Raw genomic sequence first — 23,318 nt, forward strand, 5'->3', positions numbered from 1 at the left:
CGGCAAACAAGGCAGCTGCCGGACGGTGCGCATTTCATCGGCGCCATCGACCGGCAACGCCGGTAAATGTCATTCCTCGTTTTTCTCTTCAAAAAACTTGGCCAACCCTGCTAGACGAGGATCGACTTTGCTCGCCGCCCGCTCTTCCATCGCCTTCTCCCATTGCTCTTCCGAGAGGACATCCCATCCTTCCCCGTGCTGCGGCGCCCCGTCGGCGGCCGGATTGTGAGCAATGAGCTGCAGCGGGATTTCAAGCAAAATAAGTTCGCGAATAATCGGATTCAAATCAATCGTTTCCCCGGTTGCGATATGAGTATCCTCGTCCGTTTCGACAAAGTCGCCGCCGTCAGCAAAAAACGTCTCCGTCGTCTCGATGGAAAACGGATACGCCACATCGACGAGCGTCCGGGAACAAGGCAACACCATCGTCCCCGACAACGTCAAGTGAAACGTAAACTTTGTCGAACCGACGTCCGCTTTTCCTTGGACGCGAACCGGTGAAATATCACGGATCAACGTGTCGATTTGCTTTAAATCAGACACATCGACCGTCTCATCAATCGCCATTTCTTTATGCTGGAAACGGCGAAGCTGTTGAACCGTCCATTTCATATGATCACCTCAAGGCAACGAATAAAATTATACGTTCCGTTTTTATTTTTGTCAATGTTTTTTCTTTACAACCGTTTGCCCTTTCGGAAAGGAGAAATGAGGCGGGAGGAAAGGCATACTCCCATCATTGCCAAATTTCGCTGCCGGCATGCACGCTTTCGCCTCGCGGCAACTGCGCAAAAGTCGACACCGTTCCACCTGCCTGCCGGCGGCGCTTTTATCCCTTTGGCAGGCGGCATCCTTATACCCGGAGTTGATCTCCGCTGCCGCTTATTCCATACTAGATGACATACAGGAGGTGTAGCCATTGACAAACGATCGTTTTGGCATCGGACAGCATGGATTCCGTTGGGGAGGGCGGCCATGAAAGCCGTCGGCATCATCGTTGAATACAATCCGTTTCATAACGGCCATTGGCATCATCTGCAAGAGACAAAAAAAACGACGGAGGCAGACTGCGTAATTGCCGTCATGAGCGGGAATTTCCTGCAGCGCGGCGAACCGGCCATCGTTTCGAAATGGGCGCGGGCGAAAATGGCGCTGGCGGCAGGCGTTGATCTCGTCATCGAGCTGCCGTACGTGTTCGCTGTTCAAGCGGCGGAGCAGTTTGCATATGGAGCGGTGCAGCTGCTTGATGCCCTCGGCTGTCAGGAGCTTTGCTTCGGCAGCGAGTCAGGAGACATTACCGCCTTTTTGGCTGCCGCGGAAACATTGTTTCAACAAAAAGGAAAGTTTGACGTCCTCGTCCGCGCCGGGCTTGCGCGCGGACAAAGCTTCCCGAAAGCGAACGCTGAAGCATGGCGGCAGCTCGGTTCCGCCCCGCTCGACTTATCCAAACCGAACAACGTGCTCGGCTTTGCGTACGTGAAAGCGATTCGGCAACATAAGCTGGCGATCGTCCCGCGCACCATCCCGCGTCTAGCGGCCGGGTATCATGACGAATCGTTTTCCCATCCGTCCATCGCCAGCGCGACAAGCTTGCGGAAAGCGCTTGGGAAAACCGGACAGCTGGAACAAATCGCCGCGTACATCCCGCCTGCCACCGCCGAACAGCTGCGGCGATACCGAGAGACGTACGGGCGCTGGCACGATTGGGAGGCGTATTTTCCGTTGCTGAAATATCGGCTGCTGACGGCCACTGAAGGGGAACTGCGCCGCATTGCCGGAGTTGAGGAAGGCATCGAATACCGACTGAAGCAAAAAATTTCCGGCGCCGAAACGTTCGCCGCCTTCATCGCCGCAACGAAGACAAAACGGTACACATGGACAAGGCTTCAACGCCTATGCGTGCATGTGCTGACGAATTTCACGAAGGAGGAACAAAATCAGGCGTCCGCCCCGACGTACATCCGGCTGCTCGGCATGAACGACAACGGCCGCCGCTACTTGCAGCAGGTGAAAAAGAAGCTGATGCTACCGCTCGCCGCCAAAGCAGCCAAACTGAACGGCGACCCGCTGTACGAGCAGGAAAAAAAGGCGACAGCCGTCTATGCTGCCGCCTTCCCTGAGCCGTTATACAGCACCGCGCTGAAGGAAGAATACGCGACGGCACCCATTTACGCCTCCGGCATGGAACGCAAATAGCGGATCGCTTCGTCAAACGTATCGACCGGGACGATTTTCATCTTCGTCCCGATTTTTTTGGCCGTCCGGACCGCCTCGCGGTAGTTCGATGATGGTGCACCGTGTTCGTTCGGAGCGAAGAACACATCCGCCCCTTCGCGGTCGGCCGCCACCACTTTTTGCGAAATGCCGCCGATCGGGCCGACCTCCCCGTGAATGTCAATCGTTCCGGTGCCGGCGATTTTCCGTCCTTTTGCAATATCCTCATCGACGAGCTGATTGTAAATTTCAAGCGAAAACATGAGTCCGGCCGACGGGCCGCCGATTTGTTCCGAATCGACGTCCACCGGCGGGTCGGTGCGAACGTCATAATCCGTCATCAATGTCACGCCAAGGCCGACCTGATTCGGATGGTTCGGAAACGGCTTCAACGCAAGCTCCGCTTCATGCCGCTCCCTGCCGCGGACAAACGTGACACGGACACGATCGCCGGCCTTTTTTCCCCGAACGTAGTTCACCATTTGTTCGAGCGTGTTGAGCGGCCGGCCGTCGATCGCGGCAATGCGGTCACCGGCTTCGAGGCGCCCGGCTGCCGGCATATTAGGGAGGACGCTCATCACGTACACGCCTTTCGCCTCATACGCGGCCGGCTTTCCGGCATGCCGGTAGGCCACGACGATCGCCGCCTCTTTCGACTGTTCCATCAGCTGAAGCTGGCGCATCGTATATTCTTTATCGCTCTCCCCCTCCCGCTTGATCTCCTCCACTGGGTGCAGCTCATAAAACGGGCGGATATGGGCGAGCAAATACGCGACAACGTTCGCCCGCCCCATGCGGACCGTCGTCAGCATGAACGTTCCCGCATCGCGGTCGCCGTGTTCGACATGAACGAGCGGCTTTAAACTTTGCGCGCTTCCCGGCATCGTCACATAATACGGCAGTTTCATAAAAATCAGCAAAAAAGCGAGGACGATGCCAAAGAAAAATGCTGCGATGTATGTCCGTTTTTTCATTCGTGCCCTGGCTCCTTCCACTGTTCAATCGCTTGGCGGATCGCTCCGATCTGTCTCCGCGCCTCTTCCTCGCCGCGGGCGATGATTTCCTCAACATCGGTAAACGCCCGCGAACTGTACCGCTCAACACGCGGCCGGATCATCACATCGGAGGCGAGCTGGCGGTAAGCGACGAGCTCGGCTTGCAAAATATCGAGGCTCTGCCAGATGACATCGACAATCGATGCAATTTCCACCTCCGTGTTAAGCGGGGCGACATCGACGGCGATGACGACATCCGCTCCCATCGACCGGGCGACCGACACCGGCACCCGGTCGACGACGCCGCCGTCGACAAGCAGCCGTCCGTCTATCTCGGCCGGCACAAAAATGCCGGGAATTGAGATGCTCGCCCGCACCGCCTGGGCTGCTTCCCCTTGCCGGAATACGACTTTTTCCCCCGTCTGCAAATCGGCGGCGACAACCGCGACCGGCGGAGAAAGCTCCTCGATTTGCTTCCCTTTCGTCAACAACCGGATGAACTCGGCGATGCGCTCGCCGGCGATCAATCCCATTTTCGGCACCGTCCAGTCGAGAAAATCGTTGCGCCGGAACGATTTGGCGAGCCGGTAGAGTCGGTTGAGGCCGTGGCCGCTCGCATAAAGGACGGCGATCAGCGCCCCGATGCTGCTGCCGGCCAAGCAGGACACCGGAATGTCTTCTTCCTCCAATACTTTCAATACGCCAAGATGGGCAAATCCGCGCGCCCCTCCCGAGCCGAGCGCCAATCCGACTTTCGGCGGCACGATCCTTCCCCCTTTCGCTACGGCGCTCCCCGCTTTCATCTTATGGTCTAAAACGCCCCCCTATGCTCGTATATTAGGTTATATGAGGTTGTACCGCGCGAAGCCGCACAGCGAGAAAAGGGGGGAGAACGTTGAAACGAAACTGGGGAACGAAACTGAAAACGGCACTGCTCGCTTCCGCCGTCACCTTATTTGCGTTTTCACTCATTTGCTACCCGAAGCAGTCGCTTGAGGCGTCCATTCGCGGGTTAAATATGTGGTGGGAAGTCGTCTTTCCGTCGCTCTTGCCGTTTTTCATCGTCTCGGAACTGCTGATTAGCTTTGGCGTCGTCAACTTTCTCGGCGTCCTGCTTGAACCGCTGATGCGCCCGTTGTTTCGTGTCCCGGGCGTCGGCGGGTTTGCCTGGGCGATGGGAATGGCGTCCGGCTACCCGTCCGGAGCAAAGCTGACTGCCCGCCTGTACCAGGAAAAGCAACTGTCTACCATTGAGGCTGAGCGGCTTGCTTCCTTCACCAATTCATCGAACCCGCTGTTCATTTTTGGCGCGGTCTCGGCCGGATTTTTCAACAACCCGCATCTCGGTCTTGTACTGGCTGTTTCTCATTATTTAGGGAACATTAGCGTTGGATTGATCATGCGGTTTCACGGCATCCGGAAAGAAAAAGGGCGGCCAAAGCGAAGCCCCCGGCCGTTTTCATTTCCGTACGCGCTGCGCACGTTGCACAAAACGCGATTGAAAAACGAGCAGCCGCTTGGCAAGCTGCTCGGCGACGCTGTCCGCTCTTCCGTCCAAACGCTGCTAATGATCGGCGGTTTCATTATTCTCTTTTCTGTCGTCAACAAACTGCTGTACATGATGCACTTGACTGAACAGCTCGCCCCGTTGCTGCGCCAGCTGCTTCGCCTCGTCCAGCTGCCGGAGCAACTTGACATCCCGGTGTTTTCCGGCTTGTTTGAAATTACACTCGGCAGTCAAATGATCAGCCAAACAGAGGAAGCCATGCTGTTTGAAAAAGCGGTGGCGACAAGTTTCATCCTCGCTTTCGGCGGATTTTCCGTCCAAGCGCAAGTAGCCAGCATCCTTGCCGAGGCCAACATTCGCTTTCAGCCGTTTTTCGTCGCCCGTCTGATGCATGGAGTGTTCGCGGCTTCATTTACATACTTGCTTTGGAAGCCGTTGTATGTACGGACAGCCACCGGAGAGCCGGGCAGCATTCCGGCGTTTCTCCCCGCCGTCCCGGGCGGCGCGTGGGACGAAGGCTGGCGGCTGCTGCAGCAATATGGACCGCTCGTGACGCTTCTCTTTCTTTGCCTTTATATATGGCTGACCGCCAAAGCGGCCAATGGAACCCGCGGGCGCTTGTAACCGTTAGGCGCCCGGCCTTCGGGCTCATCTACCGAGCAAAGCTGCATGGTTTTGGTTCGGTTGTCAGTCGGCTTCATCTGCTCATCAATATGCGGCCGGCTTCAAAGCCGCGCTTCAGCTGCCAACTGGGTAGTGTTCTCCCCTTGGCTGTCATTCGGCGGCTGCGGACGCAAATTTCCGCTTTAACGCCGCTTCCACAACCGGGGGGACGAGCTCGGAAATGTCGCCATTATATTTTGCCACTTCCTTGACGATGCTTGAGCTTAAAAACGCATACTGGCTGTTTGTCATCATAAAAAACGTTTCGATGTTCTCATCGAGGACGCGGTTCATCGACGTAATTTGCATTTCGTACTCAAAATCGGACACCGCACGCAAGCCGCGCAAAATGGCGTTCGCCTTTTTGCTGCGGGCATAATCGACAAGCAGGCCGTGGAACGATTCAACATGAACATTTTCGAGCGTCCGCGTCACCTCGCGCAGCAACTCCATCCGCTCCTCGACGGTAAACAGCGGCTTTTTCGACGAATTATTTAACACCGCCACATAAACTTGGTCAAACACTTTCGCTCCCCGCTTAATAATATCCAAATGCCCATACGTCACAGGGTCAAAGCTCCCCGGGCAAACGGCAATGCTCGCCATCGCTTTCGTCCCCTTTCTGTTCGTCTATCCGACGATAAATGGTGATGCCGGTAATGCCATACGTTTCGCGTTTCCATTGCCTCAAGTTGCCGACTTCTTCCGGCAGCTCGGCCCCGGCGGGATGTTCGGCGACGACAACGCCGTCCGCCTCTAGCAGGTCACGCTCGGCGATCAACGATAAAAGCGTCGGCCACTTTTTCTCCTTGTACGGCGGATCGAGAAAAATGGCAGAGAAGCGCAAGCCGCGTTTCGCAACCGCCTTTAAGGCCCGCTCGGCATCATTGCGGTAAATTTCCGCCCGTTTCTCAAGCCCGCAGGCGGCAACGTTTTTTCGGACCGTTTGCACCGCCTTCGCATCGTGATCAACAAAAACGACACGCTCGAGCCCGCGGCTGAGCGCTTCAATGCCTAAACCGCCGCTGCCGGCGAACAAGTCAAGGCCGATGCCGTCCGCAAAATACGGCCCGATCATATTGAAGATCGCCTCTTTGACTTTATCGGTCGTCGGACGTGTCGACATCCCTGGAACCGCTTGCAGATGCCGGCCTTTGCACATTCCGGAAATGACTCTCATCGCGTTTCACCTAATTCGTCGTTTTCACCGTAATCTTACCATAAAGTCGTCCATCGTCAAACCGAAGAATTTTTTATCAGCGCATGTATAGAAATCGGCAAACCGTCCATAATGAGTAATGGCAACATCGTTAATGGCGTTGTTGCCAATGACGGAGAAGACTTACGTTTCCCCATAAGTTCTTCCTCCGGTTTCTCCTCTCCCTTTTCTTTTTCTTTCCGTTCCTTGTTCCGCTCCACGCGGAGGCAAGGAACTGGAAAGGGCCTTGCGGATCGTTTGGACCGCAAGGTTTTTTTTTGATTGCAATTTTGGCAGATGGCCGGTAAAGTTAAGGATGGACGATGATTACAAGGGGGACCATACATGATCCAACGTTTTATCGAACTTGGCGAAGGCTACTCCGATATATATGAATTGATCGAGCTGGCGCGGGCCAATCGTCATCGCTTATCCGGCTTCTTTGCTTTCCATACGGTGAAAAAAGACCGGCCCGTCGTGTCCTTGGCTGTTGTTCTTCACCCAACCGACCCGGGTGACTTTCAGCCGCTTTATATTTGCCGCGAAGGCATTCCCGATCCGTCCGTCAATCCGAACAAACGGTACGAACTGTTCGCGGAAACCGCAAAAGAGCTTAACACAACCGTCATCCATCTCGATGTCAAGCCATCGACAATGTTCGCTGATCTTGACCTATACTATCATCACTTAATCGGCATTATGCGGATGAACCGCTTCATCCCGCCGCTTCAATAGCGAGAAAAGAGCAGACCCTGCGGCTGATGCTAGCCGGGGTCTGCTCTTTTCTTTCATCCAAGCGGATACGGGGAGTCTTTTTCCTTCTCCCCTTTCGATTCAAATTCCAGCCTTAAAAACGGTCGGTACGACGGCTCGACCCGCTTGACAAACGGGAGTGCGGCAAGCTTTTTCATCACATGGTCAACTTGTTCCATATCGCAGTAAAGAACCGCATACTTCAGCCGCTTGGAAATGTAATGAATGTTGCCAAACTTGCGCAGCTGTTTCCCGTACTTCAGCGAATGAAGCCAAACGATAATCCCTTGCCGTTTTGGAAACATAGTCCCTTCCCCTTTTTTCTATGTGCGGCAGCCGCAGCCTCCGCCGCTCCCGCAACCAACGGAACAGCCAGCCGACAAAAAATACGGATTCCCGGTGGGCACTTTCACGTGTTCCGATACGGCCTTGCCGATCAGCACGCTAATGTCGTCGAGCAGCTGCTGCAGCGCCTTTTCCGCCTCTTTAAAGGCGGCGACCGTTTCATGCAAGTCAAGCTCCCGTTTCGCTTCGCGCACTTCTTTCATCACATCGCGGTAATCGGGATGGTATTTGCCGAAGCGCTGCACTTCCTCGTACCGTTCCTTCAGCTTGACGAAGCGGGCGATCAGCTGCTGGGCGCGGCGGTCTTGCTTGAGCCGCCAAAACGCGCGGCGATAGTCGTCCGCTACGTCTGATTCTACAACCATGTTCGCTAATGCTTCTGCTTTATCCAAAATCTCGATGCGCTCGAGAGTAGCAATCCTCACAAATATGGCACCTCCATCATTCATCATACCATGAATGACGGAAAAATGGAAACAGAAGAGATGAGACGAGGAAAGCATGGCAAAAAAGGCTATCCGAAAGCCGGAAAGGCTTTATCGGATAGCCTTTTTAGCGAACTGCCGATCCCGCAGTGCCACCTTACCTATGCCAGCGCGCTGGCGCGGATATTCGAGCGCCTTGTATATGTTTAGTGGGCGGCAGACTGCACAGGCCTCTTTATGGAATCTCGACGTCAAACTCATGTGCCATGCCAGTCATCTTTCCATCGTTATAGGCGAGCTCAAGACGAATGACATGCTTTCCGCTTGGCAGACCGCGCACGACAAAGGCGGCTGTATACACTTCCGTCATCTTTTGCCCGTTGATATACACGTTAATGTGCCCGCCGCCGTTCCCTTTGCGAAACGGAAATTGAGCGGCAAAACACTCAATGAAGACGTCGTTCCCTTTCACCTCATGCTTTACTTCGAGCAACCCGGCTGCCGATGATGCATGAGGGGTGGCCGCCGTTGCGGCCGTCCGGCCGATCGCAGGCATCAATAACAGTATAGCACATCCGAGCCATACAATCCATCTCAGCAAAGACATCACTCCCTTTCAAGGCTAGTCTTTGCCGTTTGCCGCCAAATTAATCGCGCAACGCTTTAAACATTTGCCACATGAGCGAGGCCATTTGCAGCGACTGAGCCATTTTTTCTACCTTATCGGGGATTGTTTGCTCATAATGGCGCAAGGCGGCCAACTGAAACGCCGACAGCTCATGCGGGCGGCGGGCAAGCAGCCGATACCAGCGCGGCTGTTCGCGCAAAAACGCACGCAACATCGGGTTTGCCTGCACATATTGCCATACGTCCTTTCTCATCGCCACCACCCTTTAGTCTTTGCGGAACGAAAACGGATGCTCCTCTTTGTTTGGGCGCTGCAAGTCAGCCCCTTGAAATTCAGAAAGAATGCGTTGGATCGCGGTGATCGCCTGTTGGACGTTCGCCAAATGTTTTTGCACTTCTGCCGCATCAAGCTGCCCGAGCATTGCAGCCAGCTTATCAAGCCATTTGTTTGTTCCTTTTTCTTCCTCTTTCTTCTTACCGCTTGCTTCGCGATACGAATCCCATATTTCATCGTCTTCCCCGAACAAATACCAATCCTCGTACACTTGCTTCCACGTCTTTTTGCCGCTGCGCACCTCTTGGACGATTTTTGGGTGTTTTTTCACAAACTGTTTGAATTGTTCAACCGAAGGATGCAGAGGCTTGGCCATGGCGGTTCTCATCCCTTTCATCCACTCATGCCTATCTGCCATATCATATCGCGCCCAGCAAGCGAAGGTGCGCCCAATTTTTACAGCGGGGTAAAGAAGTTTTGCGTGTAATACCCATCATAGACGCCAACGCCGAGGTGGGTGAATTCCTCGTTTAGCATAATTTCCCGATGTTTCTCACTGTTCAGCCATCCAGCGGTCGCCTCTACACCATCCACCTGGTGGGCAGCGATATTTTCCCCAGCCAATTGGAAAGAAACGTTCAACGCGCCGAGCCGTTTGGACAAATCGCCGTATTGCGGCGACTCGTGGGAGAAAAACCGATGGTCATGCATATCCCGGCTATGCTTGGCGGCGGCAGCAGCCGCTTTGCTATCCCAAATAAGAGGAGGGAGTCCATGGCGACGGCGGATCAAATTCGTCCAGTCAAAAATTTGTTTCGCATTGGCCTCATCAACCTTTCGTTGCCCTTCTTCCGACAAAGAGGCGGCCGCGGGCAGGCGGCCGCGGTAAACAAGCTCGTACGGCCGCAGCTTAACGAACGTTTCCGCGTCCATCAGGCGAACGGCCGCCACGCTTCCGGTAAACCGGTCGATGTACAGCTGAGCATACGCATCGCCGACTTTGACGACCGGCCTTGACGAGTAGTCTTGTTCAGACAGCTCAAACCGGTATGTTCCACTGCTTAGCTTAATTTCAACGTTCGATAAGACCGGCATTGTTTGGAAAATCGTCTGCAGGCGCTGACCTACCGCAAACGGCTCGACGTTCACCTTTTCTCCGCCGACCAAAGCGGTGACGACCTTGCCCCGAAGCACGCCGATTTGCACGTACGATTCAGGACGGCGGCTGTACACCCACCAATCATAACCATAGGCGGATGGGTCGATCCGATCTGGCGCACCGAGCTGTTTTTCCGCCTCTTGCGCCGGTTGGCCGATTAAGGCGACGATGCCAGCGGTCGCCTTTGGCTCTTTCAGCAAGTAGCCGTCTGTCTTCGGTTGCTCCGGAGGGCTTGGCGGCGGCGGACTCGGTGCGAAGTAATAAAACCCAATCAGGAATAACAAAAAAAGGAAGAACCATTTCACGCAGCAACTCCCGCTTTCTACACAATATCCTTACTGCCATTATAGCCGTTTTTCAAAGACAAAAAAAAGAGGACGCCCAAAAAGAGCGTCTTATCCGGTGAAAAGAAGGCACGTCTTGCCCGTTTGGTTAATGGACGGTATGTTGTTCGGAAATCTCGCTCAGCGCACGGCCGGCGCTTTCGTCGGAATAGCGGTTCGTCGCTAAATCACCGAGCGCCACAATGCCGACTAAACGGCCATTTTCAACAACTGGAAGGCGGCGAATTTGATGGCGCGCCATCACGTCTGCCGCCTTTTGCACCGAATCGTCCGGAGACAGCGTCACAAGATCGCGGCTCATTACTTCCGTCACTGCCGTCGAGCCGGGGTGCTTTTCCGCCATACCGCGCACGACTAAATCGCGATCTGTAATCATCCCAACAAGACGGCCATCATCGACGATCGGAATGGCGCCAACATTAAATTCACGCATTTTCACCGCCACTTCGTAAATGTTGTCGAGCGGAGTGCAATATTGCACATCGGTGGACATGACGTCCCGTACTGTTTGCATGGTCCGTCTCTCCTTTCTGTTTGTTATTGTGCGCGTCGTAGCGAGAAAAATACACGCAAAACGGAAACAATGGGAAACAATTCGTTGAAAAGCAAACCGTTTTCGTACTATTATAAATGAGGGGATAATTTCCGTTTTCGCGCTTTCCATACTGCGTTGTTAGGAGGAAGAAAGATGAAATTTGAAAATAGCGGACTGGAAAATCAGACGGTTGAACTGTCCCGCCTTGATGACATTATGGAGCGGCTCGGTTTTGTGCGCGCGGCGCAATGGGATTATGAACGAGTCACGTACGACCGGAAATACGTTATTAAGGAAGGGACATACTATTTGCGCGTTCAAGGGTATGCGGTCGAGGGGGATGTCGATTCGCGTTATGCCCTTATCAAGCTGCTCACGCCGATTTTAGGGAAACATTATTACCCGCATGGCGTCGAATACGGCGAGGGCGAGCATTTTCCATCTTCTCTTGTCAGCCAGTGCCAAAAAGTATTATCACAAATCAAAAGCGAACTCGAGAACATTAAAGAATAATGAAAAAACGCATGAGAGCTCGTTTCTCATGCGTTTTTTACGGCATGACAAGCCGCTTGACCATGACATCGATGGCCTCAGCCGCATACGGCGTCATAGCGGCAATCTCCTCGGCAATTTGCTGCTGCAGCCCGCGGCAAACAGCGAGCACCGGCGCCCCATACCGGATCGACAGCTTCACGGTGATGCGGCATCGGCCGTTTTGGGAGACAACTACAAACACATCGCAGTCATCGAGAACAACCTCTTCCCACTCACGCACACACATCATGACAACCGTCAGCAGCGTCGCTTCCACAGCGCTTCGCTTCCGGTATCGGAACGTATTCACCGCACACTCCCCCCGCTGCGCATTCTCTGCTTATGTTATGCTATGCAGCGCCGGCGGCCGATGCTACCCGATTGGCTAAAAACCGAATACTGCTTTAATGAGCGAGGTCGTCTGTCCCCCCGGGTAAAGCACGTAAAGCAGGCAATATACAACAACCCCAGTTGAGGCGCTGCCAAACCAAATGATGCTTGTCACCGGACCGAGACGGCGGTGGCGGGCTCGCTGATCTTTTAATCCGGTCCAAATCGTCACGAGACCAAACACCGCCCCCACCGTCGCTAAAACAATATGGAAAATGAGGAATGCTGTATAATACAACTTGATGTCCTCCGGTCCGCCAAAACTCGTATTGCCAATAAACAACGTCCGCGACATATAAATGACAAAAAACAAAAGCGCAAAGGCGGCAGCGGTCAACATCACCTTTTTGTGCGCTTCCGTCCGCCTGCGGCCAATCAAGTACCAGCCGTAGGCGACAAGCAAAGCACTGATCACAATGCAACTCGTGCTGATCGTCGGTAAAATTGCCATAGCTTCTCTCCCTTTCCTTCGTCTCTTTACGATTTACGATGGATGGCGCCTTACAGTTTCGTCGGCCGCGGTGCCATATCCATGCTCGGTTCTTTTTCCCGTTCTTTCCGATACCACTCGCTAAAAATAAAGAACAACATAACCCCGTATATAATTTCTTGAATAACTTTCATCAATACCCCGCCGAGCTGCTGATCATGAAGCGGGGACATCGACAAAAACATTTGCGGTCCGGTCAAGTCAAGCGAAGCTAATATTCCTGACGGGACGCAAAGCGCCAACCCAGTCATCCATGCTTCCGGATCCGTGTACGTCTCATACAGCGGAGTGCCGGCGAAAATAATGAGCGCACAGGCCGGTGTGAGCAGCATGCCGTCGGCAAAAATATAGCCCATTTTTTTTAACCCGGATAATGTCGTCCATCCGGAAAGTTTATTCACAAGCGGCCACCACATGAAGAAGGCTGCAATGAAAATGGCTGTTGTGACAGACGCATGCAAAAACATGTTCGTTTTCACGACGTCAAAAACCATTGGGACGTGGTACAAAGAAAATAACCCATTAAACAAAAGCAAAGACACAATCGGCTTTGTCAACAGCTGAAACGAACGGCGCACCACTGCAATCCGGAACATCCGCTCATAAAACAGCTCCGGAATCCCTAAAATAAAGCATTGCGGCACCGTTAAGTAAAGCAGCGCCATTTGCACCATGTGAGCGGTGAACGTCAAATGGCCCATCAAATCAAGCGGAGAGCCTTTGCATACGTAAAGAAGCACTATTCCTGTCAAAAAGTACGCTTTTTGTTTTCTCGAAACGGGGGCATCAAGGCCAAACCGCTGCCGCCACGGTCCGGTGACTCCGAGATACAACAAAGCAACAGCCGCCAACGCCAACAGAAAAAACGGACTCCAAAGCGCAACTGGACCAAACATTTGCAGCGATTGAAACATAGAAATTCCCTCCTGCTTTGTCCTTTTCTCATTATACTACATGCAGCACCCGAAGAGCTATGGAAAAAGGGGAAACCGGTATCTGCACCGATTCCCCCTTGTGTTTACCACCAAATGACCGTCGAAAACGCCCAAACGAGCAGCAACATGACAAGCACACCGCCGTACATAAACATCGATGGAAATTCATGCCCTTTATGACTCATATGCATAAAATAGTACAACTGAAACGCCACTTGCACGCCAGCTAAAAGCAAAATAAACGGAATGACAAACCAATGGGAAAACTCTTCATAACCGACCGCGGCAAAGGCAATGAGCGTCAATAAAATCATCAGCACAAAGGCAATCACTTGATGACGCATTTCTTCCGCATTTTTCCGGCGGCGATATGCTAAGTCGATGCGCTCATTTCCTGAATTCGTTTGGTTCGCCATACGTTCACCCCACCATTCCCATTAAATATACGACGGTAAAAATGAACACCCAGACGACGTCGATAAAGTGCCAATAAAGGCTCGCGACGTAAAACTTCGGGGCATTATATAAGTTTAACCCGCGCTTGGCATTGCGAATCATCAATGTTAAAATCCAAAGCAACCCAAACGCAACGTGGGCGCCGTGCGTGCCGACGAGCGTGTAAAAGGCGGACGCGAAGGCGCTCGTCGTAAACTTATGGCCTTCATGAACATACTCATAAAACTCATAAATTTCCAAGGCCAAAAACCCAGCGCCAAGCAGCACAGTAATGCCAAACCAAAGCTGCATTTTTTGAAAATCAAAGTTTTTCATATGATAAATGGCGTAAACGCTCGTTAAACTGCTCGTTAACAGAAGCATCGTCGCCATAAACACGATCGGCATTTGGAACAGCTCTTCCGCGGAAGGGCCGCCGTTCGTTTTGTCTTTGAGCGCCAAATAGGTGGCGAAGAGAGAGGCGAACAGCACCGTCTCTCCGCCTAAAAAGAGCCAGAAACCGAGAAACTTGTTTTTCCCCTCAAGGGTGGCACGTTCCGGCGCCGCCGGGAACGTCTCGGCCGTCAGTTTTTCCTCCACGTGCATCAGGCGTTCGCCCCCTTCTTCTCAAGTTCAAGCACTTCCTCTTTATGAATGTGGAAGCCGTGATCATCAATCACCGAGCGCAAGAACATCGAACCGAGCGTAATGAGCAAGCCGAGAACGCCGACCGGCAAGCCCCAAGCCGCCTCTTGATGATACGTAAAACCGAATGCCGCGACAAACAAGCCAAATGAAATGATAAACGGCAAGAATGATGAATTCGGCATATGAATATCGCCAAGCGGCTCGGCCGGCGTCAATTCTTTTTTGCCTTCCATTTTTTCAAGCCAGAAAGCGTCCAACCCGCGGACGAGCGGCAGTTGGGCAAAGTTGTACACCGGCGGCGGCGAAGCGATGGCCCATTCGAGCGTGCGGCCGTCCCCCCAAGCATCGCCCGGCACTTTTTCGCCTTTTGCGGTCGTAATCACAATGTTAATGAGTAAAATGACCGTGGCGATCGCCATAAAGAACGCCCCAACCGTACTGATGAAGTTACCGGTCTCCAATCCTTGCCCCGGCAAGAATGTGAACACACGGCGCGGCATTCCCATTAGACCAAGAAAATGTTGGATAAAGAACGTCAAATGGAAGCCGATAAAGAACAGCCAGAACGTAATTTTGCCAAGCGTCTCATTCAGCATGCGGCCAAACATTTTCGGCCACCAGTAATGCGTGCCGGCAAGCAAGGCGAACGCAACCCCGCCGACAATGACGTAATGGAAGTGGGCGACGACGAAATAGCTGTCATGATACTGATAGTCAGCTGCTGCTGATGCCAACATAACGCCGGTCACCCCACCCATGACGAACGACGGGATGAAAGCGACCGCATAGTGCATCGGGGTCGTAAACTTGATGCTTCCGCCCCACATTGTAAACAGCCAGTTGAAAATTTTCACCCCTGTCGGAACGGCGATCGCCATCGTCGCGACGGCAAAGATGGCGTTCGCAATCGGCCCCATCCCGACCGTAAACATATGGTGCGCCCATACCATGAACCCTAAGAATGCGATCAATACCGTCGCAAACACCATCGACGAATAGCCGAACAGACGCTTTCGCGAGAACGTAGCGAAAATCTCAGAGAAAATGCCGAACGCCGGCAATATAAGAATGTATACTTCCGGATGGCCGAACACCCAGAACAAGTGCTCCCAAATGATCGTATTGCCGCCGGCAGCTGGATTAAAGAAGTTGCCGCCAAACAGCCGATCCATCATCATGAAAATTAACGCCACAGTCAGCGGCGGAAACGCAAACAAAATGAGCGCCGACGTCACAAACGTCGCCCATGTGAACATCGGCATGCGCATAAACGTCATGCCCGGGGCGCGCATATTAATGATCGTAACAAGAAAGTTAATGCCACCTATTAACGTGCCTATGCCAGAAATTTGCAATCCGAGCGTGTAAAAGTCGACACCGTGGTGCGCTTTCGAATCGAGCGCCAACGACGCATACGACGTCCAACCGGCGTCAGGCGCTCCCCCTAAAAACCACGAACAGTTTAAAAACACTCCGCCGAAGAAAAAGAGCCAAAATCCTAGCGCGTTCAAGAACGGAAACGCGACGTCACGCGCACCGATTTGCAGCGGTACAACTGCGTTCATAAACGCGAAAATAAGCGGCATGGCAGCCAAGAAAATCATCGTCGTTCCATGCATCGTCAGCACTTCGTTGTACAAACCACCGACAAGAAAATCATTGTTCGGCTTCGCGAGCTGAATCCGGATGAACAGCGCCTCAAGACCACCAAGCAGGAAGAAAAAGCCCCCAGCGATCAAATACAGATGGGCGATCTTTTTATGGTCGACCGTCGTTAGGTAATCCCATAAAACGGCGCCAACACCCTTTTTGCGAGTGATTGTGCTCACAGTGAAACCTCCCTTTACGCCTTATTCCACTTTTAAGCTCATTAAATATTTCGTCAATGCATCAAGCTGCTCTTCTGTCAGTTGGTCGTATGTACCTGTCATTTTGTTTCCAGGTTTTACACTTTCAGGGTCACGCAGCCATCTTTTTAAGTTTTCTTCATTGTGTTCTAAAATACCGGCAATCCGTTCACGATCGCCAAAGTTCGCCAAATTCGGCGCTGTGCGTGCCTGTTCCGGACGCTTGTCCACCGGCGACACGGCATGGCAGCCAATACAGCTTTTATTGAAAATGGCTTCCCCTTGTTTGGCGACCGGATCTGTCACAACCGGTTTTTTCGCATTTTGCATTTTTTCGACCCATGCATCAAACTCCGCGCGCGGCAGCGGACGCACTTTGAAGTCCATCAACGCATGGGACGGACCGCAAAGCTCCGCACATTTGCCGTAAAAGACGCCGCCCGCCTTGTCTGTCGCTTCTTGGTCAAAGACAAGCCAAAACTGGTTTTTGTTGTCGGTGTTTGTGTCCATTTTGCCGCCGACTGGCGGAATCCAGAACGAGTGTTTCACGTCTGACGCAATCAAATTAAAATAGACTTTTTCGTTCGTCGGCACGACTAAGTCTTGGCTCGTAATAATGCCGTAATCCGGGTATTCAAATTCCCACCAGTACAAGTTGGCGCGCACGTTGACAACAACCGTATCTTTATCGCGGTTTTTGTCATTCATCGGCTTTACATCCGCCAGCTTAAACGTCGCCGATACTGTCGGCACCGCTAAAATCAGCAAGAGGATAATCGGAATGACAGTCCAAATGATTTCCAGTTTATGGCTTCCTTCCACTTGCTTCGGAATTTTATTTTCTTCCCCTTTGCGCCGCCGGAAGCGGATGACAACATAGACGAAGATGATCGCTACGACGACAATGACGAGAACCATGATCGATGTGCTCAACAACATGAGCGAATACTGCATGTCCGCTACTTCACCGGCAGGCTGGAGCGTCGATAAAAACGGCTTCCCGCAGCCGGCGAGCAACAGCGCCATCATCCCGAACAAGGAAAATAAGCGCCAGTTCCGTAGCCCTTTCTTCATAGCCTAATCAAACCCCTCTTTCTTTGATGGATAAATGTATATAAATTCTTTCGCGGAGAAAGAATTTTAACCTGTTCACCAAAGCGTGGCGATGACCATCGCCACGAACAGAATCGTCAAATAATTGAGCGAGTAGACGAACATCCACTTCGCCCACTTGATGTCGTCTTTCATTTTCAAGCCCCGCAAACCTAGCAGCAGCCAGCCGACGTTCAGCAGCGTCGCGACTGCTAAAAACGGCACGCCAAGCGGGAACAAATAAAACGGCAGCGGCAACAAACATGCCACCCAGACGATGATTTGCCGCTTCGTCATGGCAAAACCGTGGACGACCGGCAGCATCGGGATGCCGGCAGCGCGGTATTCTTCACACCGCTTCATCGCCAGGGCCAAAAAGTGAGGCGGCTGCCATAAAAACATGATTAAAAATAAGACGAGCGGAACGATATGGAAATCCGAGTCGACCGCCGTCCAGCCGATCACCGGGGGAACAGCACCAGAAACGCTGCCGACGACGGTGTTGAGCGTATAGTTGCGCTTCGTCCAGAGCGTGTACAGAAAAACGTACGTCACCATGCCGATCAGCCCGACAACCGCAGCCGTAACCGTTGTCATGAGCAGGCTCATCGTCCCGATGGCAACAAGCGTCACCCCAAGCCAAAGCACGCGCCGCGGCTCCATCGCCCCTGTCACTGTCGGCCGCGCCTTCGTCCGCTCCATGTGCTGGTCAATGTCGCGGTCAATAAAATTGTTGATGCTGCACGATCCGGCGATGACAAGCGCCGCCCCGAACAGCGTAAAAAAGACGAGATGCAAGTTTTCTAAAAACCGCTCCCCGGTAAAATAAAACGCCAGCCACATCCCAGCAAATGTCGTGATCAAGTTGGAATTGACAATCCCGATTTTCACAACCGCTGACACTTCTCTCCAAAGTGCCTTTATGCTTGCCTGCGGGCGATGCCCGGCATCGGCCGCGGCCCCATGCACCGCTTTCAAATCGGCCATTTCTCCTGCTCCTCCTCGCTGCACCGCCTGCGATGAGACAGCGCCGTCATATGTCCAAAATTTCATCCAATGCGAACGCGAAAAAAGAATAAAAAGGGTCGTTTTCTCTTTATATTAAATCACATTTTTTTCTCATCATGTGAACTTTTTTTGAATAATTTGTGTCAAATTTTTGAATCCCTGATGTCGAAAGTGGTCTATACGCTTGTCCCATTAATATTTCTAGCAAACTTAACCGACTTATTCAATATGTAAACGTCATTTTGTGTTTCTTCGCCGCATCGTGTAAAATAGACTTGACTTGGACGCACCGTTGGCTGCAATAAATTCCATCACTTTACTAATATGGACAAAATCATAATTTCTCAATACAAGAAGGTGAAGATTTTGCAACGTTCATTAAAATGGTTTGCTTCGGCAACAACGCTGGCAATGCTGTTTGTGCTGATCGGCGGGGCGCTCGTGACAAAAACGGGCTCCGGCATGGGATGCGGCCGGTCGTGGCCGCTGTGCAACGGTCAATGGGTGCCGGACGACATCACGCCAGAACTCGTTATCGAACTGAGCCATCGCCTCGTTTCCGGGCTCGCCGGCATCATGGTGCTCATCCTTTCCATTTGGGCGTGGCGGGCCGTCGGCCATGTGCGGGAAACGAAGTTTTTGGCTGTCGTTTCGTTCGTCTTTCTCGTCCTGCAAGGTTTAATCGGCGCCGCCGCGGTCGTCTGGGGGCAGTCCGATTTCGTTTTGGCCTTGCACTTTGGCATTTCCCTCATTTCGTTTGCCGCTGTGCTGTTGCTGACGTTGCTTATTTTTGAAATCGACAAAAGGTTTTCCGCCGCTTCGCTCAATCTTGACAGGCCAATGCGGTTTCATATTTACGGCATCATCATTTACTCGTACATCGTTGTTTATACCGGGGCGCTCGTCCGCCATACGAACGCCAGCCTTGCCTGTCCGAGCTGGCCGCTATGCGCCAAGTCGCGCCCCCTCCCCATGCAGTTTCACGAGTGGGTGCAAATGGGCCATCGGCTGGCGGCTGCCGTTATCATCGTTTGGATTGCCGCCGCAGCGGTGCATGCCATCCGTCATTACCGCGCACAGCCGGTCATTTACTGCGGATGGATCATCGCCCTTCTTCTGGCTCTCGCGCAAATGGCGACCGGAGCCCTTGTCGTTTTTACCGGGCTGAATTTGTATATCGCTTTGGCACACGCCTTTTTCATCTCCTGCCTGTTCGGCGTGCTCAGCTATTTGCTGCTCTTGGCGCTCCGCACCCGCCGCAAGCCGGAGAAGGCCGCTGGCCATCCGGTCAGGGAAACGGCGCCGGCGACGTTAAAATAACGGTTAGACTCCTCAAAAAAGGGATGCCCGCAAACGTTGGGCATCCCTTGTTTTTGGCAAACCGGTTTGTGGCGGTCGCGATGATTTTATTTGGACAGCTCAATCAACAGGTCTCCCGCTTGGATCGCATCGCCACTTTTGACGTAAATGTCTTTGACGACGCCGGCAAACGGGGCTTGCACCGTCGTTTCCATTTTCATCGCTTCCGTGACCATTAAATGGTCGCCTTTATCGACTTTTTCCCCTTTTTCGACGAGCACTTTTACGACCGTGCCCGGCATTGTCGCCGCAATGTGGTTTGGATTCGTCCGGTCCGCTTTAATACGCTCGACGACCGCAGCTTTAATGCTTTCGTCACGGATGACGACTTCACGCGGCTGGCCGTTCAGCTCAAAGTAGACGACGCGCGTCCCGTCCGCCTGCGGCTGGCCGATCGACACAAGCTTAACGATCAGCGTTTTTCCGCGCTCGATTTCCACTTCGATTTCCTCGCCGAGGCGCATGCCGTACAAGAACGTCGGTGTATCGAGCACAGACACATCGCCGTATTTTTCAACCGTTTCCGCATACTCAAGAAACACTTTCGGATAAAGGGCGTACGCGATGGCGTCAAAGTCGGTCACTTCGCGGCCGAGCTTGTCGTACAGCTCTTTTTTGATTTGCTCAAAATCCACCGGCTCGAGCAGTTCTCCCGGACGGACGGTGATTGGCTCGCGCCCTTTCAAAATAATGCGCTGCAGCTCTTTCGGGAATCCGCCGTGCGGCTGGCCTAAATAGCCCTCAAACAGCTCGACGACCGAATCCGGGAAGTTCAGCGTTTCTCCGCGCTCGAAAATATCTTGCTCTGTCAAGTTGTTTTGCACCATATAAAGCGCCATATCGCCGACGACTTTCGATGACGGCGTCACTTTAACGATATCGCCGAACAAGTCGTTGACGCGGCGGTACATTTCTTTCACTTCATCCCACCGGTCGCCGAGGCCGACCGCCTTCGCCTGTTGCTGCAAGTTGCTGTATTGGCCGCCCGGCATTTCGTGCATGTACACTTCCGTATGCGGCGCGTTCATGCCACTTTCAAACTCCTGGTAAAACTTGCGCACATCCTCCCAATAGCGCGCCAGCTGCTCAAGGCCGTAAATGTCGACTTCCGGCGCCCGCTCAGTCCCTTCGAGCGCATAGTAAAGCGTATTGGCGCTCGGCTGTGACGTTAAGCCGGCCATCGAGCTGATGGCGACATCCACAATGTCGACGCCGGCTTCGATCGCTTTCGCGTACGTATAAATGCCGTTGCCGCTCGTGTCGTGCGTATGCAAATGAATCGGAATGCCGACCGTTTCCTTGAGCGCGGAAATGAGCACGTGCGCGGCCTGCGGCTTCAAGAGCCCGGCCATATCTTTAATGGCCAAAATGTGCGCGCCGGCCTGTTCAAGTTCTTTTGCAAGCGTCTTATAGTAGTCTAAATTGTACTTCGGCCGGCTTGGGTCTAAAATATCGCCCGTATAGCAAATCGCTGCCTCAGCGATTTTGCCGCTCTGCCGAACGGCGTCGATCGCCACCGTCATTCCTTTCACCCAGTTTAAGCTGTCAAAAATGCGGAACACATCAATGCCGGCTTGCGCCGATTTGTTAACGAACTCGCGGATGACGTTGTCCGGATAGTTTTTATATCCCACGGCGTTGGCCGAGCGGAGCAGCATTTGGAACAACACGTTCGGGATGCGCTCGCGCAGCTTGAGCAGCCGATCCCACGGATCCTCTTTTAAAAAGCGGTACGCCACATCAAACGTCGCCCCGCCCCACATCTCAAGCGAGAACAAATTCGGCAATAGGCGCGCCGTCGGTTCTGCTGCGCGCACTAAATCGACCGTGCGGACGCGCGTCGCCAACAGCGACTGATGGGCGTCCCGGAACGTCGTATCGGTCAAAAGCACGCGCGGCTGTTCTTGAATCCAGCGGACAAGGCCCTCTGGGCCGCGCTCATCCAAAATTTGTTTCGTTCCGGCCGGAATCGGCTCCGCCTCGCTCAATTTCGGCAAGCGCGGCTTATCAAACACCGGCTTTTTCTTTTTGCCGATGCCCGGGAAGCCGTTGACCGTCACCGTGCCGATGTACGTGAGCATTTTCGTTCCGCGGTCTTTCCGGCGCGGGAACACAAACAGTTCCGGCGTCGTATCGATGAACGACGTATCGTATTCGCCCGATAAAAACTTCGGATGTTGGACGACGTTTTCCAAAAACGGAATGTTCGTTTTGATGCCGCGAATGCGGAACTCGCGCAAGTTGCGCAGCATTTTTCTTGCCGCCTGCTCAAACGTCAGCGCCCATGTCGACAGTTTAACAAGCAAGGAATCGTAATACGGCGTAATGACGGCTCCCTGGAAGCCGTTGCCGGCGTCCAAACGCACGCCGAAGCCGCCGCCGGAGCGGTACGCCATAATTTTCCCAGTGTCCGGCATAAAGTTGTTGAGCGGGTCTTCCGTCGTCACCCGCGACTGAATGGCATAGCCGTTAATGCGGATGTCTTCCTGCTTCGGAATGCCGACTTCATGGCTGTGAAGCGAAAAGCCGTCAGCGATTAAAATTTGTGACTGGACGATATCAATGCCGGTGATCATTTCGGTGATCGTATGCTCGACTTGAATGCGCGGGTTGACTTCGATGAAATAAAACTCGTCGCCCGAAACGAGAAACTCGACCGTGCCGGCATTGACGTAACCGACGCTTCTCATCAGCTGGACCGCCGCCTCGCAAATGCGCTGGCGCAGCTCGTCCGACAGCGAGACGCTCGGCGCGACTTCGACGACTTTTTGATGGCGGCGCTGCACCGAGCAGTCGCGTTCATAAAGGTGAACGATATTTCCTTCATGGTCGCCTAAAATTTGCACTTCAATGTGCTTTGGCTTTTCGATCAATTTTTCAGCGTACACGTCATCGCTGCCAAACGCCGCCTTCGCTTCCGATTTGGCGCGCTCGAACGCTTCTTTCACTTCCGACTTCGAGCGGACGATGCGCATGCCGCGCCCGCCGCCGCCGAGAGCCGCTTTAATGATGAGCGGATAACCGTGCGTTTCAGCGAAGCGGACGACATCTTCGAGGCCGCCGACCGGCCCGTCGCTGCCCGGAATGACCGGAATGCCGGCGTTCACCGCCGCATGGCGCGCTTTCACCTTGTCGCCGAACATGTCCAAATGATCTTCATTCGGGCCAATAAAAATAATTCCTTCTTCGCGGCACCGTCTGGCAAATTGAATATTTTCCGACAAAAACCCGTATCCGGGGTGAATGGCATCGACATCGTGGGCCTTGGCGATCTCGATGATCCCTTCAATATCCAAATACGCCTCAATCGGCTTTTTCCCTTCGCCGACTAAGTACGCTTCATCCGCTTTATAGCGGTGGTACGAGCCGGCATCTTCCTTCGAGTAAATGGCCACGGTGCGGATGCCAAGCTCCGTGCAGGCGCGGAAGACGCGAATAGCGATCTCCCCGCGGTTGGCTACGAGCACTTTGCGAATTCGTCTTGTCCTCATCGTCTCTCCTCCTTTCTAATTAAACTATAAAAATTTTTCTATTTTGTAAA

26 protein-coding genes are annotated in these 23,318 nt (G+C 53.2%); 5 read left to right on the plus strand and 21 right to left on the minus strand.

Annotation, left to right across the window (positions count from 1 at the left end):
* Positions 1-69: 69 nt before the first annotated feature.
* Positions 70-612 carry a YceD family protein gene (locus tag IC803_RS11605; RefSeq protein WP_081206785.1) on the minus strand — a complete coding sequence of 181 codons (543 nt, stop codon included), beginning with the start codon at positions 610-612 and terminating at the stop codon, positions 70-72.
* Positions 613-975: 363 nt separating this feature from the next.
* Here IC803_RS11605 and IC803_RS11610 point away from each other — a divergent pair, with 363 nt between their 5' ends.
* Positions 976-2,196 carry a nucleotidyltransferase gene (locus IC803_RS11610; protein WP_081206784.1) on the plus strand — a complete coding sequence of 407 codons (1,221 nt, stop codon included), beginning with the start codon at positions 976-978 and terminating at the stop codon, positions 2,194-2,196.
* Here the strand turns inward: IC803_RS11610 and IC803_RS11615 are convergent.
* Together IC803_RS11615 and IC803_RS11620 are read right to left on the minus strand one after the other, a co-directional pair.
* The gene (locus IC803_RS11615) at positions 2,169-3,188 is read right to left on the minus strand and encodes a SepM family pheromone-processing serine protease (RefSeq protein ID WP_081206783.1); all 1,020 of its coding nucleotides are present in this window, start codon (positions 3,186-3,188) and stop codon (positions 2,169-2,171) included. The genes IC803_RS11610 and IC803_RS11615 overlap by 28 nt on opposite strands.
* Complete coding sequence (locus IC803_RS11620; protein ID WP_369826918.1) at positions 3,185-4,012, minus strand: patatin-like phospholipase family protein; 828 nt, start codon at positions 4,010-4,012, stop codon at positions 3,185-3,187. Before IC803_RS11620 ends, IC803_RS11615 begins: the two co-directional genes overlap by 4 nt.
* Before the next feature lie 92 nt (positions 4,013-4,104).
* Here IC803_RS11620 and ylbJ point away from each other — a divergent pair, with 92 nt between their 5' ends.
* Entirely contained in the window at positions 4,105-5,340 is a 1,236-nt protein-coding gene (gene ylbJ / locus IC803_RS11625; protein WP_081206781.1) for a sporulation integral membrane protein YlbJ, read from the plus strand.
* Between the two features lie 150 nt (positions 5,341-5,490).
* Here ylbJ and coaD read toward each other — a convergent pair whose 3' ends face one another.
* Both coaD and rsmD read right to left on the minus strand, forming a co-directional pair.
* The gene (gene coaD, locus IC803_RS11630; protein WP_081206780.1) at positions 5,491-5,985 is read right to left on the minus strand and encodes a pantetheine-phosphate adenylyltransferase; all 495 of its coding nucleotides are present in this window, start codon (positions 5,983-5,985) and stop codon (positions 5,491-5,493) included.
* Positions 5,951-6,559, minus strand: coding sequence for a 16S rRNA (guanine(966)-N(2))-methyltransferase RsmD (rsmD, locus tag IC803_RS11635; RefSeq protein ID WP_081206779.1), 609 nt, complete (start codon positions 6,557-6,559; stop codon positions 5,951-5,953). The genes coaD and rsmD overlap by 35 nt, the downstream gene beginning before the upstream one ends.
* A 363-nt stretch (positions 6,560-6,922) precedes the next feature.
* Between rsmD and IC803_RS11640 the strand changes: the two genes are divergently transcribed.
* Positions 6,923-7,312, plus strand: a complete 390-nt coding sequence (locus tag IC803_RS11640) for a DUF7147 family protein (protein ID WP_081206777.1) — start codon at positions 6,923-6,925, stop codon at positions 7,310-7,312.
* A 53-nt stretch (positions 7,313-7,365) separates the two neighbouring features.
* Here the strand turns inward: IC803_RS11640 and IC803_RS11645 are convergent, their stop codons facing one another.
* From IC803_RS11645 to IC803_RS11680, 7 genes are all read right to left on the minus strand, one after another.
* Positions 7,366-7,635: a YlbG family protein gene (locus IC803_RS11645; protein ID WP_008878711.1), complete on the minus strand. Its 270-nt coding sequence runs from the start codon at positions 7,633-7,635 to the stop codon at positions 7,366-7,368.
* An 18-nt stretch (positions 7,636-7,653) separates the two neighbouring features.
* Positions 7,654-8,100 (minus strand): YlbF/YmcA family competence regulator, encoded by a 447-nt coding sequence (locus IC803_RS11650; RefSeq protein ID WP_081206776.1) that lies wholly within the window; start codon positions 8,098-8,100, stop codon positions 7,654-7,656.
* Between the two features lie 235 nt (positions 8,101-8,335).
* A complete protein-coding gene (locus IC803_RS11660; RefSeq protein ID WP_081206775.1) occupies positions 8,336-8,707 on the minus strand; it encodes a hypothetical protein in 372 nt (123 codons plus the stop codon).
* Between the two features lie 40 nt (positions 8,708-8,747).
* Positions 8,748-8,981, minus strand: coding sequence for a YlbE-like family protein (locus IC803_RS11665; RefSeq protein ID WP_063166397.1), 234 nt, complete (start codon positions 8,979-8,981; stop codon positions 8,748-8,750).
* Between the two features lie 12 nt (positions 8,982-8,993).
* The gene (locus IC803_RS11670; RefSeq protein ID WP_081206774.1) at positions 8,994-9,377 is read right to left on the minus strand and encodes a YlbD family protein; all 384 of its coding nucleotides are present in this window, start codon (positions 9,375-9,377) and stop codon (positions 8,994-8,996) included.
* Positions 9,378-9,457: 80 nt separating this feature from the next.
* The gene (locus IC803_RS11675; protein WP_081206773.1) at positions 9,458-10,465 is read right to left on the minus strand and encodes a CAP domain-containing protein; all 1,008 of its coding nucleotides are present in this window, start codon (positions 10,463-10,465) and stop codon (positions 9,458-9,460) included.
* Between the two features lie 127 nt (positions 10,466-10,592).
* The gene (locus IC803_RS11680) at positions 10,593-11,018 is read right to left on the minus strand and encodes a CBS domain-containing protein (RefSeq protein ID WP_081206772.1); all 426 of its coding nucleotides are present in this window, start codon (positions 11,016-11,018) and stop codon (positions 10,593-10,595) included.
* Positions 11,019-11,192: 174 nt separating this feature from the next.
* Here IC803_RS11680 and IC803_RS11685 point away from each other — a divergent pair, with 174 nt between their 5' ends.
* Positions 11,193-11,552, plus strand: coding sequence for a YugN family protein (locus IC803_RS11685; protein ID WP_081206771.1), 360 nt, complete (start codon positions 11,193-11,195; stop codon positions 11,550-11,552).
* A 37-nt stretch (positions 11,553-11,589) separates the two neighbouring features.
* Here the strand turns inward: IC803_RS11685 and IC803_RS11690 are convergent, their stop codons facing one another.
* The 8 genes from IC803_RS11690 to cyoE form a co-directional block, all read right to left on the minus strand.
* The gene (locus tag IC803_RS11690; protein WP_063166402.1) at positions 11,590-11,883 is read right to left on the minus strand and encodes an Asp23/Gls24 family envelope stress response protein; all 294 of its coding nucleotides are present in this window, start codon (positions 11,881-11,883) and stop codon (positions 11,590-11,592) included.
* 75 nt (positions 11,884-11,958) lie between these two features.
* Positions 11,959-12,414: a DUF420 domain-containing protein gene (locus IC803_RS11695; protein ID WP_081206770.1), complete on the minus strand. Its 456-nt coding sequence runs from the start codon at positions 12,412-12,414 to the stop codon at positions 11,959-11,961.
* Positions 12,415-12,464: 50 nt separating this feature from the next.
* Positions 12,465-13,367, minus strand: coding sequence for a cytochrome c oxidase assembly factor CtaG (gene ctaG, locus IC803_RS11700; RefSeq protein WP_081206769.1), 903 nt, complete (start codon positions 13,365-13,367; stop codon positions 12,465-12,467).
* Positions 13,368-13,471: 104 nt separating this feature from the next.
* Positions 13,472-13,804, minus strand: a complete 333-nt coding sequence (gene ctaF / locus IC803_RS11705; protein ID WP_081206768.1) for a cytochrome c oxidase subunit IVB — start codon at positions 13,802-13,804, stop codon at positions 13,472-13,474.
* 4 nt (positions 13,805-13,808) lie between these two features.
* The gene (gene ctaE / locus IC803_RS11710) at positions 13,809-14,429 is read right to left on the minus strand and encodes a cytochrome c oxidase subunit III (RefSeq protein ID WP_033010279.1); all 621 of its coding nucleotides are present in this window, start codon (positions 14,427-14,429) and stop codon (positions 13,809-13,811) included.
* Complete coding sequence (gene ctaD, locus IC803_RS11715; RefSeq protein WP_081206767.1) at positions 14,429-16,300, minus strand: cytochrome c oxidase subunit I; 1,872 nt, start codon at positions 16,298-16,300, stop codon at positions 14,429-14,431. The genes ctaE and ctaD overlap by 1 nt, the downstream gene beginning before the upstream one ends.
* Before the next feature lie 21 nt (positions 16,301-16,321).
* A complete protein-coding gene (gene coxB, locus IC803_RS11720) occupies positions 16,322-17,392 on the minus strand; it encodes a cytochrome c oxidase subunit II (protein ID WP_081206766.1) in 1,071 nt (356 codons plus the stop codon).
* Between the two features lie 75 nt (positions 17,393-17,467).
* Positions 17,468-18,397: a heme o synthase gene (cyoE, locus tag IC803_RS11725; RefSeq protein ID WP_081206765.1), complete on the minus strand. Its 930-nt coding sequence runs from the start codon at positions 18,395-18,397 to the stop codon at positions 17,468-17,470.
* A gap of 387 nt (positions 18,398-18,784) precedes the next feature.
* Here cyoE and IC803_RS11730 point away from each other — a divergent pair, with 387 nt between their 5' ends.
* On the plus strand, positions 18,785-19,738 hold the full coding sequence (locus IC803_RS11730) for a COX15/CtaA family protein (protein ID WP_081206764.1): 954 nt from the start codon (positions 18,785-18,787) through the stop codon (positions 19,736-19,738).
* Between the two features lie 86 nt (positions 19,739-19,824).
* Here IC803_RS11730 and pyc read toward each other — a convergent pair whose 3' ends face one another.
* Positions 19,825-23,268 carry a pyruvate carboxylase gene (pyc, locus tag IC803_RS11735; RefSeq protein WP_081206763.1) on the minus strand — a complete coding sequence of 1,148 codons (3,444 nt, stop codon included), beginning with the start codon at positions 23,266-23,268 and terminating at the stop codon, positions 19,825-19,827.
* Between the last annotated feature and the right edge of the window lie 50 nt (positions 23,269-23,318).

The sequence above is a fragment of the Geobacillus sp. 46C-IIa genome, from assembly GCF_014679505.1.
Classification (GTDB): domain Bacteria; phylum Bacillota; class Bacilli; order Bacillales; family Anoxybacillaceae; genus Geobacillus.